Origin of the sequence: Streptomyces sp. NPDC093018, assembly GCF_040684035.1 — a bacterium.
Taxonomy (GTDB): domain Bacteria; phylum Actinomycetota; class Actinomycetes; order Streptomycetales; family Streptomycetaceae; genus Streptomyces; species Streptomyces murinus.
Genome location: NZ_JBFBFF010000004.1, coordinates 509680 through 521786, shown reverse-complemented (window position 1 = coordinate 521786; position 12107 = coordinate 509680). Strand labels below are relative to the sequence as shown.

The following is a 12107-nucleotide window of genomic DNA, read 5'->3' as shown; positions in this document are numbered from 1 at the left end:
GATGAGCCGAATACGGCAGCACGTCCGAGGATCCCGTCGTCTCGCCACCACCGGTGTCGCCGTCAGCAGCGCGGCCCTGCTGGCCGTCACCCTCTCCCCCGCCGCCCATGCCGCCCCCGGACCCACCCGGGCCGCCGCCGTGCAGCACGCGGCCTCGGCGCTCCTCGCGCACGCGTCGAGCCTGGGGCTGGACTCCGCGCAGGCCACGAGCGTCCGGGACGTGATCGTGGACAAGGACGGCAGCCAGCACGTCCGCTACGACCGTACGTATCACCAACTTCCCATACTGGGCGGCGACTTCGTCGTCCACATCGGCCCGGACGGCGGCTACCGGGGCGCCGACCGGGCGAGCCGCGCCGCGCTCGCGCTGCCCTCGACCACACCCGAGGTGTCCGCGCCCGAGGCCGCCGGCCTCGCGACGAACGCGCTGCGCGCGGCCCACCTCGGGAACCGGCTGCGGCAGGTGAAGGCCAAGCCGCAGCTGATCGTGGACGCGCTGCACGGGACCCCCAGGCTGGCCTGGCGGACCGACGCGGTCGCCCTGGACTCGCTCGGCAACCCGGTCGCCCGCACCGTGCTGACCGACGCCCGCACCGGCGCCCGGATCGACGCCTGGGACAGCATCGAGACCGCCACCGGCGACGGCCGGTCGCTGTACAGCGGCACGGTGCCGCTGGAGACGACCCAGTCCGGATCGTCGTACCAGCTCAAGGACCCGACCCGGGGCAACACCTACACCGGGGACGCCGCGAACAAGACCGATCTGTGCATCTTCGGCATCTGCATCAGCCGGGCGCCCTCGACCGTGTTCACGGACGCCGACAACCACTGGGGCACGGGTGCCACCGGCGACCGCTCCTCGGCCGCGGTCGACGCCCAGTACGGCACCGACGAGACCTGGGACTACTACAAGAACGTCCACGGCCGCAACGGCATCGCGGGCGACGGCAAGGGCTCGTACAACCGCGTCCACTACGGCAGCAACTACAACAACGCGTTCTGGGACGACAGTTGCTTCTGCATGACGTACGGCGACGGCGACGGGACCACCTTCGGACCGCTGGTCGCGCTGGACGTCGCCGGGCACGAGATGTCGCACGGGGTCACCTCCAAGACGGCCGGCCTGACCTACTCGGGCGAGTCCGGCGGCCTGAACGAGGCCACCTCCGACATCCTCGGCACGATGGTCGAGTGGTACGCGAACAACCCCTCGGATCCCGGTGATTACCTCATCGGCGAGCAGATCGTCCGGTCCGGCTTCGGCGGCACCGCCCTGCGCTACATGGACAAGCCCTCCAGGGACGGCAGTTCGGCCGACTACTGGAGCAGTTCGGTGGGCAACCTCGACGTCCACTACTCCTCCGGCGTCGCCAACCACTTCGCCTACCTCCTCGCGGAGGGCAGCGGCGCCAAGGTCATCAACGGCGTCAGCTACAACTCGCCCACGTACAACGGCTCCACGGTCACCGGGATCGGCCACGACAAGGTCGGCAAGATCTGGTACCGGGCGCTGACGGTCTACATGACGTCCTCCACCAACTACGCGGGCGCCCGCACGGCCACCCTCAACGCGGCCAAGGACCTCTACGGCGCGGGCAGCGCGGAGTACAGCGCGGTGGCGGCGGCCTGGAGCGCGGTCAACGTGAACTGACCGGACCGGACAGGACCGGATCGGCGGTACGGGCCCGGGGCGCCACCTCCCCCGGGCCCGGCTGACGTCCCGTCACCACCCGGTTCACCCGGTCACCCGTTCAACGGCCCCTCGTCGCTCCATTCGTGTGTTCTTCGTACTTTCTTCTTGTGCTCCCCGGCACACCACCCCTGACCTGCCCCGACTCCGCCCTGCCTCAGCCGTATGGCCGCCGCGGCCGCCACCCGTTCACCGCAGTCCGGCCGATCTCTCGGCAAGCGGATCCCGGCGCGAGCCCTTTACCTCGGAAGGGCAGAGGACACACCAGTCGGACAAGCTCGACAAGCTTCGGGGAGCACCATGCGCCGCACCGCCCGTCTGCTGACCGGTACCGCGCTCGCCGTGGGAACGGCGGCGCTCGCCGCCGCGCCCGCCTACGGCGGCGCCGCGGCCACGCGCCCCCTGCGCGCGCCCACCGGCACCCTGGAGGTGTACCCGTCCACCGCGATCCCCGGCGGACAGGTCACGGTGAACACCGCCGCCTGCGGGGACAAGAGCGGCGCGACCGGGGACGCGGGCGCGGTCGGCGCCGGCGTCTTCACCCTGGCGCCCACCACGCACCAGGGCGAGGCGATCGGTCAGTTCCAGGTGCCGCCGAGCGCGCAGCCGGGGACGTACGAGATCGTCGCGAAGTGTGCGGAGGGCAGCAGACAGGTGACGGGCGACCTGGTGGTGGCCCTCGGTGCGGCGCACGAGCAGGTGCAGCCGCGGGGCAGCCTGAAGACGGGGGTCGGCGGCGCGCTCGGTCCCGACCCCGTGCAGACCGCGGCGGGCGTGACGGCGCTGGCCGTCGCCGCCGCGGGCGGTACCTGGCTCCTGCATCGCCGGGCGAGAGGCGACGGGATCTGACGGACACCCTCCGCTGTCCGTCCGCCGGTACCGCAAGTCCCGCCCCCTCCGGGTCCGATGCCCCTCGCGGCCCGGAGGGGGAGGGGGTCCGCCCCGGGTCCAGTTCGGGGGCCCGCCCCAGGCCCAGTTCGGGGGTCCGCCCAGCACCAGTTAGAGGATCCGCCCCAGGTCCAGTTCGGGGGTCCGCTCCCGGGAGAGGGGTTCGTATGCGCAGCACACGTCCGGCCGGGAGCCGTACCCGTGGCATCCGCAAAGTCCGCGGGCGCGGCTCGCGGCGGCTCGGGGACACCGCGATAGCCGCGGTCACCGTCATGGCCCTCGCCTCGGGGGTCTGGCTGCTGGGCGGCCAGTCGCACACTCCCCCGCAGCCGGCGGCCGCCGAGGGCCGCCCCGACCCCGGCGAGGAGCGCCTGTCCGCGCCCTCGCTGCCGCCGTCCCCGCCGCTGCGCATCCGCATCCCGGCCATCCGCGTGAACGCCCCGCTGATGGGCCTCGCCCTCACCTCCTCGGGCAGCCTGGACGTGCCGCCCGCGCAGAACAAGAACCTGGCCGGCTGGTACGAGGCGGGGACCACGCCCGGCGAGCGGGGGACCGCGATCGTCGCCGGGCATGTGGACAACACGGAGGGACCGGCCGTCTTCTACGACCTGGGCGCGCTCAAGCGGGGCGCCCGGATCGAGGTGGACCGCCGGGACGGCACGGTGGCCGAGTTCACCGTGGACGCCGTCGAGGTCTACGCCGCCAGCGGCTTCCCCGACCAGAAGGTCTACGGCGCCGCACCGCGCCCCGAGCTGCGGGTGATCACCTGCGGCGGCGGCTACTCGAAGACCACCGGCTATCAGGGCAATGTGGTCGTCTTCGCCCATCTGACCGGCAGCCACTGAGCCGCCGTCCCGCCCCCCTTCGGTCTCGGCCTCGGTCTTCGGTCTCCGTCTCGGCCTCAGTCGATGCCGGAGCGCTCCACCCCCGCCACGATCCACCGCTGGAAGCACAGGAACACCACCAGCAGCGGGAGGATCGAGGCGGCCGCCGCGACGAACAGCTCGTGCAGGCGCACGACTTGGGCGGTGGTGAAGGAGGACAGCGCCACCTGGACCGTCCAGGCGCTCTGGTCCTGCCCGATCACCAGCGGCCACAGGAAGGAGTTCCAGGCGCCGAGGAAGACGATGGTGCCGACCGCCGCGAACACCGGGCGCGCGTTGGGCACGACCACCAGCCAGTACGTCCGCCAGTAGCCGAGCCCGTCGACCTGGGCCGCGTCCTCCAACTCCCGCGGGAAGCCCAGGAAGTACTGCCGGAAGACGAAGCAGGCGAACGCCGAGAACAGGGTCGGCACGATCAGCCCGCGCAGCGTGGAGACCCAGCCGAGGGAGGACACCAGCACGAAGGTCGGTACGAAGGTGACGGCGGCCGGGACCAGCAGGGTGCCGAGGATGCCGTAGAACACCTTGTTCGCGTGCCGGTAGGGGATGCGGGCGAGGCCGTACCCCGCGAGGGAGGCGAGCAGCAGGGTGCCGAGGGTGGTGGCGACGGCGATCAGGGCGGAGTTGAGCAGCGAGCGGGCGAACGGTACGGAGGGGTCGTCGAACAGCTCCCGTACGTTCCCCCATCTCAACTCGGCCGGGAAGAAGGTCCATTCGGGCGAGGTGATGTCCCGCTCGCTGGACAGTCCGTTGCGCACCAGCAGATAGAAGGGGATGAGGAAGAGCAGCGCGAGCACGACGAGCACCACGGCCCGCAGCGCCCGCCCGACCCTCGCCAGAGCATCATCCATCGCCTTCACTCCTCTCCCCTCCCCCTCATTCCCCCTCATTCCTCCTCACTCCTCCCCGCTTTTCCCGAGCTTGAGCCAGCGCGCCTGTCCCACCGTGACGATCGCGATGATCAGCGCGAGGATCACGGCGCCCGCGCTGCCGAGCCCCAGGTTCTGCCCCTGGCCGAGGGCGGTGTAGTAGAGGTAGACGAGCGGCGGACGGGCGTACGGCGGATAACCCCGCGCGTCCGACAGCAGGTTGTAGAACTCGTCGAAGGCCTGGAAGGCGTTGACGACGAGCAGCAGCACCACCGCGACGGAGGTGGCGCGCAGTTGGGGCAGGGTGATGTGCCGCAGCACCGTCCAGCCGGGCCGGGCCCCGTCCACGGCGGCGGCCTCGTACAGCACCGGGTCGATCCGCTGGAGCCCGGCGAGGAACAGGATCATGTAGAACCCGGCCTGGAGCCACAGCCGTACGGTCACGATGACCAGCCAGTACCAGGGCGGATGGGTGGTCGACAGCCAGGCCACCGGATCGGTGCCGAACCAGCCGAGAACGGTGTTGGCGAGTCCGAAGCGCACCCCGTTGAAGATCGACATCTTCCAGATCAGGGCGGCCACGACGTAACTGCACGCGGCCGGGAGGAAGAACACCGAGCGGAAGAACGCCTGGGCCCGCCGCACCCGGTTGACCATCAGCGCGAGGGCCAGGGAGAGGGCGAAGGTGACGGGCACGATGACGGCGGTGAACACGAGGAAGGTGCGCAGGCTCCCGGTGAACGCGCTGTCCTCCAGCATCGCCGTGTAGTTGTCCAGGCCGACGAAGTCCGTGGGCGTCACGGTGTTGTGCGCGTCGAAGAAGCTCAGCCCGACGCTCCACAGCAGCGGAATGTACGTGAACAGCGCGAGCCCGGCCGCGAAGGGCCCGACGAACACCCAGAACCAGAGAGCCCTGCGGCGCCTCACGAGGTGTGCTTGACCCGGTCGAGTTCCGCGGACACCTTCCGTACGACACCGCGCAGTTCACTCTCCGGGTTCGCACCGTCCTTGATGATCCGGCTCAGGGCGTCCTGGTAGGCGGTCTGGGAGGCGGGGGTCCACAGCAGCGGCTGGGCGTATCCGTGCTCGGTGGCGAACCGTACGGCGTCGGCGGCCGCGCCGGTCCGCAGCTTGCCGGCCTTCTTCGCGAGCGAGATCCGCGCGGGGATGTGGAAGCCGTACCCGAGCGCGAAGTCCTCCTGGTAGTCGGTCCGTTCCACCCAGAGCCACTTCACATACTCTTTCGCCGCCTCCTTGTGCCTGCTCCGCGCACTGACGGCGGCCCCGTACGCCCCGACGGGAACGGTCGGCTTCCCCTGATTCCCGTCCCCCGGAAACGGCAACACCCCGAAATCGTCCCCGAGTTCCTTCTGCACCTGCGGCAGCGCCCACAGCCCGGACCACTGCATCGCGGTGAGCCCCTGGAGGAAGGCCGACGGATCCGACCAGTCGGTGGGTGCGCCGAGGAGCAGTGCCTTACCGGCGTACAGCTCCCTCAGCTTCCCGAGCACCCGCGCCGCCGCCGGGTCGTCGAACCCGACCTTCCCGTCCCCGGTGACCAGCTGAAGTCCGGCCGCGTACAGGGGCGTTCCGCCGAGCACTCCGGCTCCCCCGTCGTTCCCGAGAAACAGCCCCTTTACCTTGCTGCTGCTCAACTTCTTCGCGGCGTCGACCAGTTCATCAAGCGTCCGCGGCGGCTGGACTCCCGCGTCCCGCAGCATGCTCTTGCGGTAGTAGAGCATCTGCATATCAACGGTCTGCGGAATGCCGTAGACCTTCCCCTGATACGTCTTCGGCGCCAGCACCGCGGGATTGAAGTCGCTCTTGACCCCGTCAAGCAACGCGGTCAGATCCTCGACCTGTCCGCCCTGGATCTGGTCGAGCGAGGGCCCGTTGACCTCGAACACATCGGGCCCGGAATCGGTGAGCAGCGCCGCGGCCGTCTGCTGATCGTAATTCCCGGGCCGCCACTGCACGGTGACCTGCGCCTTCTTGTAGGCCCCGGCATACCGCTTCACCGCCTGCTCGGTCCCGGCCTCCCCGTACTGGTGATACCACTGCGCAAGCCGCACCCCACCGGAACTCCCGCCCCCACGCCCGGTATTGGACCCACAGCCACTCACCACCCCCACACCGATCCCGGCACCCGCGCCCAGCAGCGTCCTACGGCTGATCGTCATGCACTCCCCCTGACGTCGGTCCTCAACGCACGGCCCAACGATCAACCATGCGGGACGATTACGAAAGGGGGGTTGCGGCGGTGTGTCACTGGGCGCGGACGGTGGGTGAGGGGTACCTGGCCATCCGGAACGGCCCCCATCGGGCCCGGACCGTGGTCACCGCTCCTGGCCCCGTGGTGCTGCGACTCTCCGAAGGTGAGCGACGTGCCGCCGGGCAGCGCGAGTCGACGGCGTCGAGGGCCGACCTGCTGCGCGACTGCCGCCGCAGGAGCACGCGCGACCCCGAGTTGGTGGTTGGCGATGGCGCGATGGGCCTGTGGAAGGCCCTGGCGATGCTCTTCAAGCTTGTCGCGTCCGCCCCGGCCCACTGGCGCGCGATCACCGGCGCCCAGTTGGGCCTCCGGTTCGCGTGGAGCCCCGTTCGAGGACGGCGTCCTGGTCGAGCGGGAGACCGAAGCGGCATATATTCCGGTGGCGAGCCTGCCGCGACCTTCGAGATCATCCGCCCATGTCGCATGACGATGCAGAGCCGGACGAGGTGCCGGCCAGCTTCAGCGAGCCCAGTGGTCTTGAAATGTCCGGCCAGAGGCCGGGCGGGCTGATCATCTTCCTGAACGGGACATCGAGTTCCGGTAAGACGAGCATCGCCCGGGAGCTTCTCCAGATCCTGGACGAATCATTTTTTCACATGCCGGTGGACGCCTTCCATGCCATGCGGTCTGACCGGGACATTCCCGACGAGCACCTGCAGGCCGAGATCGACCGAACCGCCAGGGGCTTCCACCGCGCGGTAGCCGGGATGGCCGCAGCCGGCAATCACATCGTGGTGGACCATCTGCTGAGCCGGCGCTGGCGCCTCCTCGACTGCCTCGACCTGTTCCCCGCCGAGAACGTCGTCCTCGTCGGCGTTCACTGCCCGCTGCCGGAACTGGAGCGACGGGAACGGATCCGCGGCGACCGGACCCCAGGTCTTGCCGCGCGACAGTTCGACCAGGTCCACGCGCACGGCATCTACGACATCGAATGCGACACGAGCAAGAACACGCCGGAGGAGATCGCCCAACAGATCAAGAACACCCTGCCACGACGGCGGACTCCCACAGCCTTCACACGAATGAAGCTCGCCCTACGCACCGGTGATCCGAGCTGAGCCTCGATCACAGGTTCTGGCAATTGCTCGGGTCTATCCCGGCGCCCGCACCCCCTCGTACAGACCGGCGAGCCGCGCCGCCTCCTCCTCTCGGAACTCGCGGACTTCCGCGCAGCGCCTGCTCATCACGAACTCTCCGAGCGTCAGGCACAGATCCATGCGCTGAATGCACACGCCGACCATGAAGGGGCCGTTCCGTGCCCGGTACATTCGCACGCCGTAGTACCCCTCCTGGCAGTCCCGCTCATTGTTGAACCGGCAGCCCGCACAGGTGTCCGGGAGCCGGACAGGCCGGATGCTCTTGGCGAAAAGGGTCCGGCCGTCGGGGAGCCGGTAGCGGACGCGCTGATCGGAGGCGCCGGCGGTGACGACACGGCGCACCGGAACCGCTCCGAGCCGGTCCACGACCTCCTGCATGGCGGCGAGCGACGCCCCGTCGCCCTCCAGGTTCACGAGCATCCGCACCGTGACGACCCGCCCGTATTCCTCCATGACGCGGAGTACCCGCACCACGTGATCACGGTCCGGGATCACGATGTTCGCCGAAACCTTCACGCCGTGGCGGGCCGCGGTCTCGATCGTGGCGGCGAGGGCGTCGAGCTTGCGCGCAGCCAGTTTCGGCGAGGCGAGACGCGTCGCCTGGACCGCGGCAAGTTCCTCGGGAGTCGTACCGAATACGGACAGGTTGATCCGGTCGAGGCCGGCCGCCGCACATTCGGGAAGTACGGCGGCTCCGTTCTCGCCGTTGCTGGTGAGGCCCACCGTCAGACCGAGTCGGCGCGCGATACGCACAAGGGCCGGCAGCTCGGGGTGCAAGGTGGGCTCCCCGCCCGTGAAATGCACCTCGTTCGTCGGAAGACTGCCGCGCACGGCCGCCAGGGCGAGGGCGAAGTCCGCATCGGCCTTGATCCGCTCCGGCAGGAAGCCCGCGCCGTTGTTCGCCAGGTAGATCGAGACCCGACCGGAGCGGCCCGGACTCCCGGTGAAATCCCCGGCCGCGCGGCCGAGGTTGTCGGTGGTGACCGGTGTGCCTTCGTTGTGACAGAAAGTGCAGGCGAGCCCACACGCATCAATGATCTTGACGCGCAGGGTCCGGTCGGGCACCACCGTGACGGGTAAGTCCTTCGTGTCCGCGCCGGTGTCGATTCCGGTGTTGGTCATGATCACCTCCTGGCCGACGGGTTTCGGGGCGGAGCCCGTCGGCACGCGGTCGAGAGGTCTAGCCGAAGCGCAGATCATCGATCGAGTCGAGGTCGATCCCGTACCGGGCGAACACCTTCGTCGTGTTCTCGCTGGTCAGGTCGGCCCGGAGGATGGCAAGCCGCTCAGCAGCCGCCCACACCTGGTCCTCGTCGTCCCCCTCGATCTCCAGATAGGGCGGGATGCCCGGCCACGCGTCGATCTCCAGCCGCACGCCGCCCAGCAGCCAGGACGAGCGCCGGTTCTCCTGGTAACTGCGGTGCGTGAGCCCCATGAGCCCGAGCAGCGCATGCGTGTCGTCGAACGACCCGACGGTCGTCTCGGTCTCCCGGGTCCCGTCGATCTCGTCCGAGCTGATCGTCTTCACACAGAGGGTCACCGCGCCACCGGAATCCCGCAGCCGCACCCAACGCCCGGGCACCGGGGGGACCGTGTCGTACACATACCGCCGCATGAGCCGCTCGCCCTGGAAGATTCCCCCGGCGGCCTTGATGCGCCCGGCCATGGCATCCGGGTCGATGCCGAGCACCTTGGCCTCGTACTCGATGGTGTGCATGGAGCTCCTTTTCTCAGCACTTGGCTCGATGTGCCCTCAGCATGGCCGTTGTGCGCGAAACGTTGAACTTCGCACACGTACGAGTGGGGCACGACTTTCGCTACGGTGAAGCCGTCCCAAGTCGTCCCGGCGGGGGGGGAGAGTACGGCGTGGCGAACGAGCGGTTGCGCGGCGCGATCACCGAGAGCGGTCTGTCGCGCGATCAAGTCGCGGAAGCGCTGGGCGTCTCCGCGAAGACGGTCGAACGCTGGATCAATGAGCCGAGACGGCAGCCGTACCGGCGTTTCAAGTACGCGGCGGCCTCGCTTCTGCGATGCGAGATGTCCTATCTATGGCCGGACGAGCGAACCTCGGCAGAGGTCATCGAGGCCGGGAACGCCGAGTTGGTCAGGCTCTACCCCCACCGCTCCGTGGTTCCGAACCACCTCTGGCCACAGCTCTACGCCCGAGCCTCGCGGCACTTCGATGTACTCGTCTACTCGGGCTTCTGGCTCACCGAGGACGCGGCATTCCACCAGGTCGTCAAGGAGAGGTCGGCAGCCGGCGTCCGAATCCGGTTCATGCTCGGGGACCCCGAGTCCGCGGCGGTCGCCGTGCGCGGCGAGGACGAGGGAATCGGCGGCGCGATGGCCGGCAAGATTCGAAACGCCCTGGTCAACTACGCCCCGCTGTTCGGGCTTCCGGGGGTGGAGTTCCGGCTTCACTCCTCCACTCTCTACAACTCGATCTACCGGGCCGACGACGAGATGCTCGCCAACGGCCACCTGTACGGCGTGGGCGCGTACATGGCGCCGGTGCTGCACATCCAGCGCGTCCCCGGGGGTGAGCTGTTCGACGCCTACGCTGAGAGTGTCGAACGGGTTTGGGAGGCCGCGCGGCCCATCTCCTCGCCCATCGACCTGGGAGGTCTAGACGTATGAGTCGAATCGATCACTTCCGTGATCCCAACGCCCCAGCGGCCAACTCTGTCGTGCCGTCAGTCACAGCTGTTGTGCGTGACGACGCTGGCAGACTCCTGATCATCCACAAGACCGATAACAACCTGTGGGCGCTGCCCGGCGGTGGCCACGACATCGGCGAGCGCATCGGCGAGACGGTCGTGCGCGAGGTCGAGGAGGAAACTGGGATCAAGGTCAAGGTGGACGGCATCATCGGGCTCTACACCGATCCCGAGCACGTGCTCGCCTACGACGACGGCGAGGTGCGACAGCAGTTCTCCATCTGCTTTCGGGCCCACCCGGTGGGCGGTTCCCTCTGCACGAGCAGCGAATCCAAAGAGGTCCGCTGGATCGACCCGACGGACCTCGGCTCCCTGGACATTCACCCGTCCATGCGGCTGCGGATCCAGCATGGTCTGGACGAGACGCGCCGCGAGCCCTACATCGGCTGAATGCCCGCCTCGGCATCAGCCATCCGACTCTCCACCCGCTCCACAGCGGCGTAGATCTCCGGCGCCGCCCGCTGGATGAATCGGCCCACGATCGTGTCCGGCCCGTACCGCTGCACGATCTCGCTCAACCGGGCCGCCGGCGTCGTGTACTCGCCGTCCGGGGTAGTCGTCATGTCCGCCACGATGAGCGCGTCCACCAACTCCGGCCGCTCCATCTCGAACTCGGTCTCCAGCTCCTGCCGGAGCCCCCTCTCCTCTGCCTCCAGGACCGCACAGGAGTGGTGCGCCACGAGCCGTACGACCCTCTCGTCAGCCCCCTCCTGATCCCGAAGGAACCGGGCTCCGTCCAGCGGGTGGAAGCCGGTGACGGCGATGGAGGGCGAGTAACCGACATCGTGCAGGACGGCGGCGGCCTCAAGCAGCTCGACGTCGCGGCCGAGGATCGAGCTCAGAGAACGTGCCCGCTCGGCCGCTCCGAGCGAATGCGCCCAACGACGCGGCAGCGCTTCGGCCAGCATCGATTCGGCGAGGGAGTACGCCCACTTGGTAAGCCCCATGGACGGCAAGGCTATGGCTCCTCTTGGGCGGTCGAAAGCCGGCAGCGAGGGTTTGAGGTTCCGCTGGGGAGCCAAAATGGGAGGCATGAGCAGCTGGGGGGATCTGGCGAGTCAGACGGCCACTGCGCTCATAGGGACTTTGGCCGGCGGAGGAATCGCGGTGTATGTGGCACGCTGGCAAACCGCAAGGACCATCGAGTCCCAAGTAGAACTCGCCGCTTCCCAAGAAGCGGCCACCGGCGCATTAGCACGTCAGCAGTGGAAGCAGCAGCGCGCCGCCGAGGCTGCGCAGCGGCTCTTGGAGCGCCTCGCAGAGCTCTATACATGGCTGCCATCGTTGCCAGACCTTGCGCAGGACGAGCCTCAGTTGAGCGCACAGGCTCGCGCGTATTGCGCAGCGGCTGTCAGCGCGGTCCGACGAGGCATGCAAACCGACCTTCTCTCCATTGGAGACGACCGTGTACGTGCCCGGTACAGGGTCCTGGTGCGGCTGTGCTTCGACGTCGGGTGGCGAGGCATCGGCCAAGGCCATCGCGAGCGGCAGATTCGCGACGTACGTGGGTACCTGCGCTATGTCCAATTCACGCTTGAGGCCGTGATCGACGGCGGCCCCTTGCCGGATGACTGCACGGCACCGGAGCTTGAGCGGAGTGACAGCGCTCCCTGGCTGCCGCCGGCGGTGCCCTGGCACTGGCAGGACCCAGCCGACGGCAGTTGATAGACCAGCCCCCGATAAACCCGCG

The 12107-nt window shown here is 69.0% G+C and carries 13 protein-coding genes and 1 pseudogene; 8 read left to right on the top strand and 6 right to left on the bottom strand.

All coding sequences use genetic code 11. The features are described 5' to 3' along the window. The first annotated feature begins 1 nt into the window (after position 1). From AB0N90_RS12970 to AB0N90_RS12960, 3 genes are all read left to right on the top strand, one after another. On the top strand, positions 2-1651 hold the full coding sequence (locus AB0N90_RS12970) for a M4 family metallopeptidase (protein ID WP_365195654.1): 1650 nt from the start codon (positions 2-4) through the stop codon (positions 1649-1651). A 339-nt stretch (positions 1652-1990) separates the two neighbouring features. After that, on the top strand, positions 1991-2539 hold the full coding sequence (locus AB0N90_RS12965; protein WP_361667836.1) for a hypothetical protein: 549 nt from the start codon (positions 1991-1993) through the stop codon (positions 2537-2539). A gap of 311 nt (positions 2540-2850) precedes the next feature. Further along, positions 2851-3423, top strand: a complete 573-nt coding sequence (locus tag AB0N90_RS12960) for a class F sortase (protein WP_365195820.1) — start codon at positions 2851-2853, stop codon at positions 3421-3423. Positions 3424-3479: 56 nt separating this feature from the next. On the opposite strand, the gene AB0N90_RS12955 is transcribed toward AB0N90_RS12960, so the two are convergent. The 3 genes from AB0N90_RS12955 to AB0N90_RS12945 are packed head-to-tail and all read right to left on the bottom strand — an operon-like array spanning position 3480 to position 6511. Beyond that, entirely contained in the window at positions 3480-4313 is an 834-nt protein-coding gene (locus AB0N90_RS12955) for a carbohydrate ABC transporter permease (RefSeq protein ID WP_365195651.1), read from the bottom strand. Positions 4314-4358: 45 nt separating this feature from the next. Further along, positions 4359-5258 carry a sugar ABC transporter permease gene (locus AB0N90_RS12950; RefSeq protein WP_365195648.1) on the bottom strand — a complete coding sequence of 300 codons (900 nt, stop codon included), beginning with the start codon at positions 5256-5258 and terminating at the stop codon, positions 4359-4361. Continuing rightward, entirely contained in the window at positions 5255-6511 is a 1257-nt protein-coding gene (locus AB0N90_RS12945; RefSeq protein ID WP_365195646.1) for a sugar ABC transporter substrate-binding protein, read from the bottom strand. Before AB0N90_RS12945 ends, AB0N90_RS12950 begins: the two co-directional genes overlap by 4 nt. Positions 6512-6723: 212 nt before the next feature. Between AB0N90_RS12945 and AB0N90_RS12940 the strand changes: the two are divergent. Both AB0N90_RS12940 and AB0N90_RS12935 read left to right on the top strand, forming a co-directional pair. Then, positions 6724-6852 (top strand): annotated as a pseudogene (locus AB0N90_RS12940) (IS256 family transposase); the annotation flags it as partial. Between the two features lie 233 nt (positions 6853-7085). Next, a complete protein-coding gene (locus tag AB0N90_RS12935; RefSeq protein WP_365195818.1) occupies positions 7086-7661 on the top strand; it encodes an AAA family ATPase in 576 nt (191 codons plus the stop codon). 33 nt (positions 7662-7694) lie between these two features. Here AB0N90_RS12935 and AB0N90_RS12930 read toward each other — a convergent pair whose 3' ends face one another. Both AB0N90_RS12930 and AB0N90_RS12925 read right to left on the bottom strand, forming a co-directional pair. Beyond that, a complete protein-coding gene (locus AB0N90_RS12930; protein WP_365195816.1) occupies positions 7695-8822 on the bottom strand; it encodes a radical SAM protein in 1128 nt (375 codons plus the stop codon). A gap of 58 nt (positions 8823-8880) precedes the next feature. Then, entirely contained in the window at positions 8881-9417 is a 537-nt protein-coding gene (locus AB0N90_RS12925) for a class IV adenylate cyclase (protein WP_365195643.1), read from the bottom strand. A 149-nt stretch (positions 9418-9566) separates the two neighbouring features. Here AB0N90_RS12925 and AB0N90_RS12920 point away from each other — a divergent pair, with 149 nt between their 5' ends. Next, positions 9567-10337: a helix-turn-helix transcriptional regulator gene (locus AB0N90_RS12920; RefSeq protein WP_365195640.1), complete on the top strand. Its 771-nt coding sequence runs from the start codon at positions 9567-9569 to the stop codon at positions 10335-10337. Next, positions 10334-10807, top strand: a complete 474-nt coding sequence (locus tag AB0N90_RS12915) for an NUDIX domain-containing protein (RefSeq protein ID WP_365195637.1) — start codon at positions 10334-10336, stop codon at positions 10805-10807. The genes AB0N90_RS12920 and AB0N90_RS12915 overlap by 4 nt, the downstream gene beginning before the upstream one ends. On the opposite strand, the gene AB0N90_RS12910 is transcribed toward AB0N90_RS12915, so the two are convergent. Further along, on the bottom strand, positions 10795-11364 hold the full coding sequence (locus tag AB0N90_RS12910) for an HD domain-containing protein (protein ID WP_365195634.1): 570 nt from the start codon (positions 11362-11364) through the stop codon (positions 10795-10797). The two genes, AB0N90_RS12915 and AB0N90_RS12910, sit on opposite strands and share 13 nt — an antisense overlap. An 85-nt stretch (positions 11365-11449) precedes the next feature. On the opposite strand from AB0N90_RS12910, the gene AB0N90_RS12905 reads away from it, so the two are divergent. Further along, on the top strand, positions 11450-12082 hold the full coding sequence (locus AB0N90_RS12905; protein WP_365195631.1) for a hypothetical protein: 633 nt from the start codon (positions 11450-11452) through the stop codon (positions 12080-12082). Positions 12083-12107 lie beyond the last annotated feature (25 nt).

Bases quoted from the DNA above. Each gene is read 5' to 3' on its own strand.
- AB0N90_RS12970 (WP_365195654.1), top strand. From the start codon at position 2: ATGAGCCGAATACGGCAGCACGTCCGAGGATCCCGTCGTCTCGCCACC.
- AB0N90_RS12965 (WP_361667836.1), top strand. From the start codon at position 1,991: ATGCGCCGCACCGCCCGTCTGCTGACCGGTACCGCGCTCGCCGTGGGA.
- AB0N90_RS12960 (WP_365195820.1), top strand. From the start codon at position 2,851: ATGGCCCTCGCCTCGGGGGTCTGGCTGCTGGGCGGCCAGTCGCACACT.
- AB0N90_RS12955 (WP_365195651.1), bottom strand. From the start codon at position 4,313: ATGGATGATGCTCTGGCGAGGGTCGGGCGGGCGCTGCGGGCCGTGGTG.
- AB0N90_RS12945 (WP_365195646.1), bottom strand. From the start codon at position 6,511: ATGACGATCAGCCGTAGGACGCTGCTGGGCGCGGGTGCCGGGATCGGT.
- AB0N90_RS12935 (WP_365195818.1), top strand. From the start codon at position 7,086: ATGTCCGGCCAGAGGCCGGGCGGGCTGATCATCTTCCTGAACGGGACA.
- AB0N90_RS12930 (WP_365195816.1), bottom strand. From the start codon at position 8,822: ATGACCAACACCGGAATCGACACCGGCGCGGACACGAAGGACTTACCC.
- AB0N90_RS12925 (WP_365195643.1), bottom strand. From the start codon at position 9,417: ATGCACACCATCGAGTACGAGGCCAAGGTGCTCGGCATCGACCCGGAT.
- AB0N90_RS12915 (WP_365195637.1), top strand. From the start codon at position 10,334: ATGAGTCGAATCGATCACTTCCGTGATCCCAACGCCCCAGCGGCCAAC.
- AB0N90_RS12910 (WP_365195634.1), bottom strand. From the start codon at position 11,364: ATGGGGCTTACCAAGTGGGCGTACTCCCTCGCCGAATCGATGCTGGCC.
- AB0N90_RS12905 (WP_365195631.1), top strand. From the start codon at position 11,450: ATGAGCAGCTGGGGGGATCTGGCGAGTCAGACGGCCACTGCGCTCATA.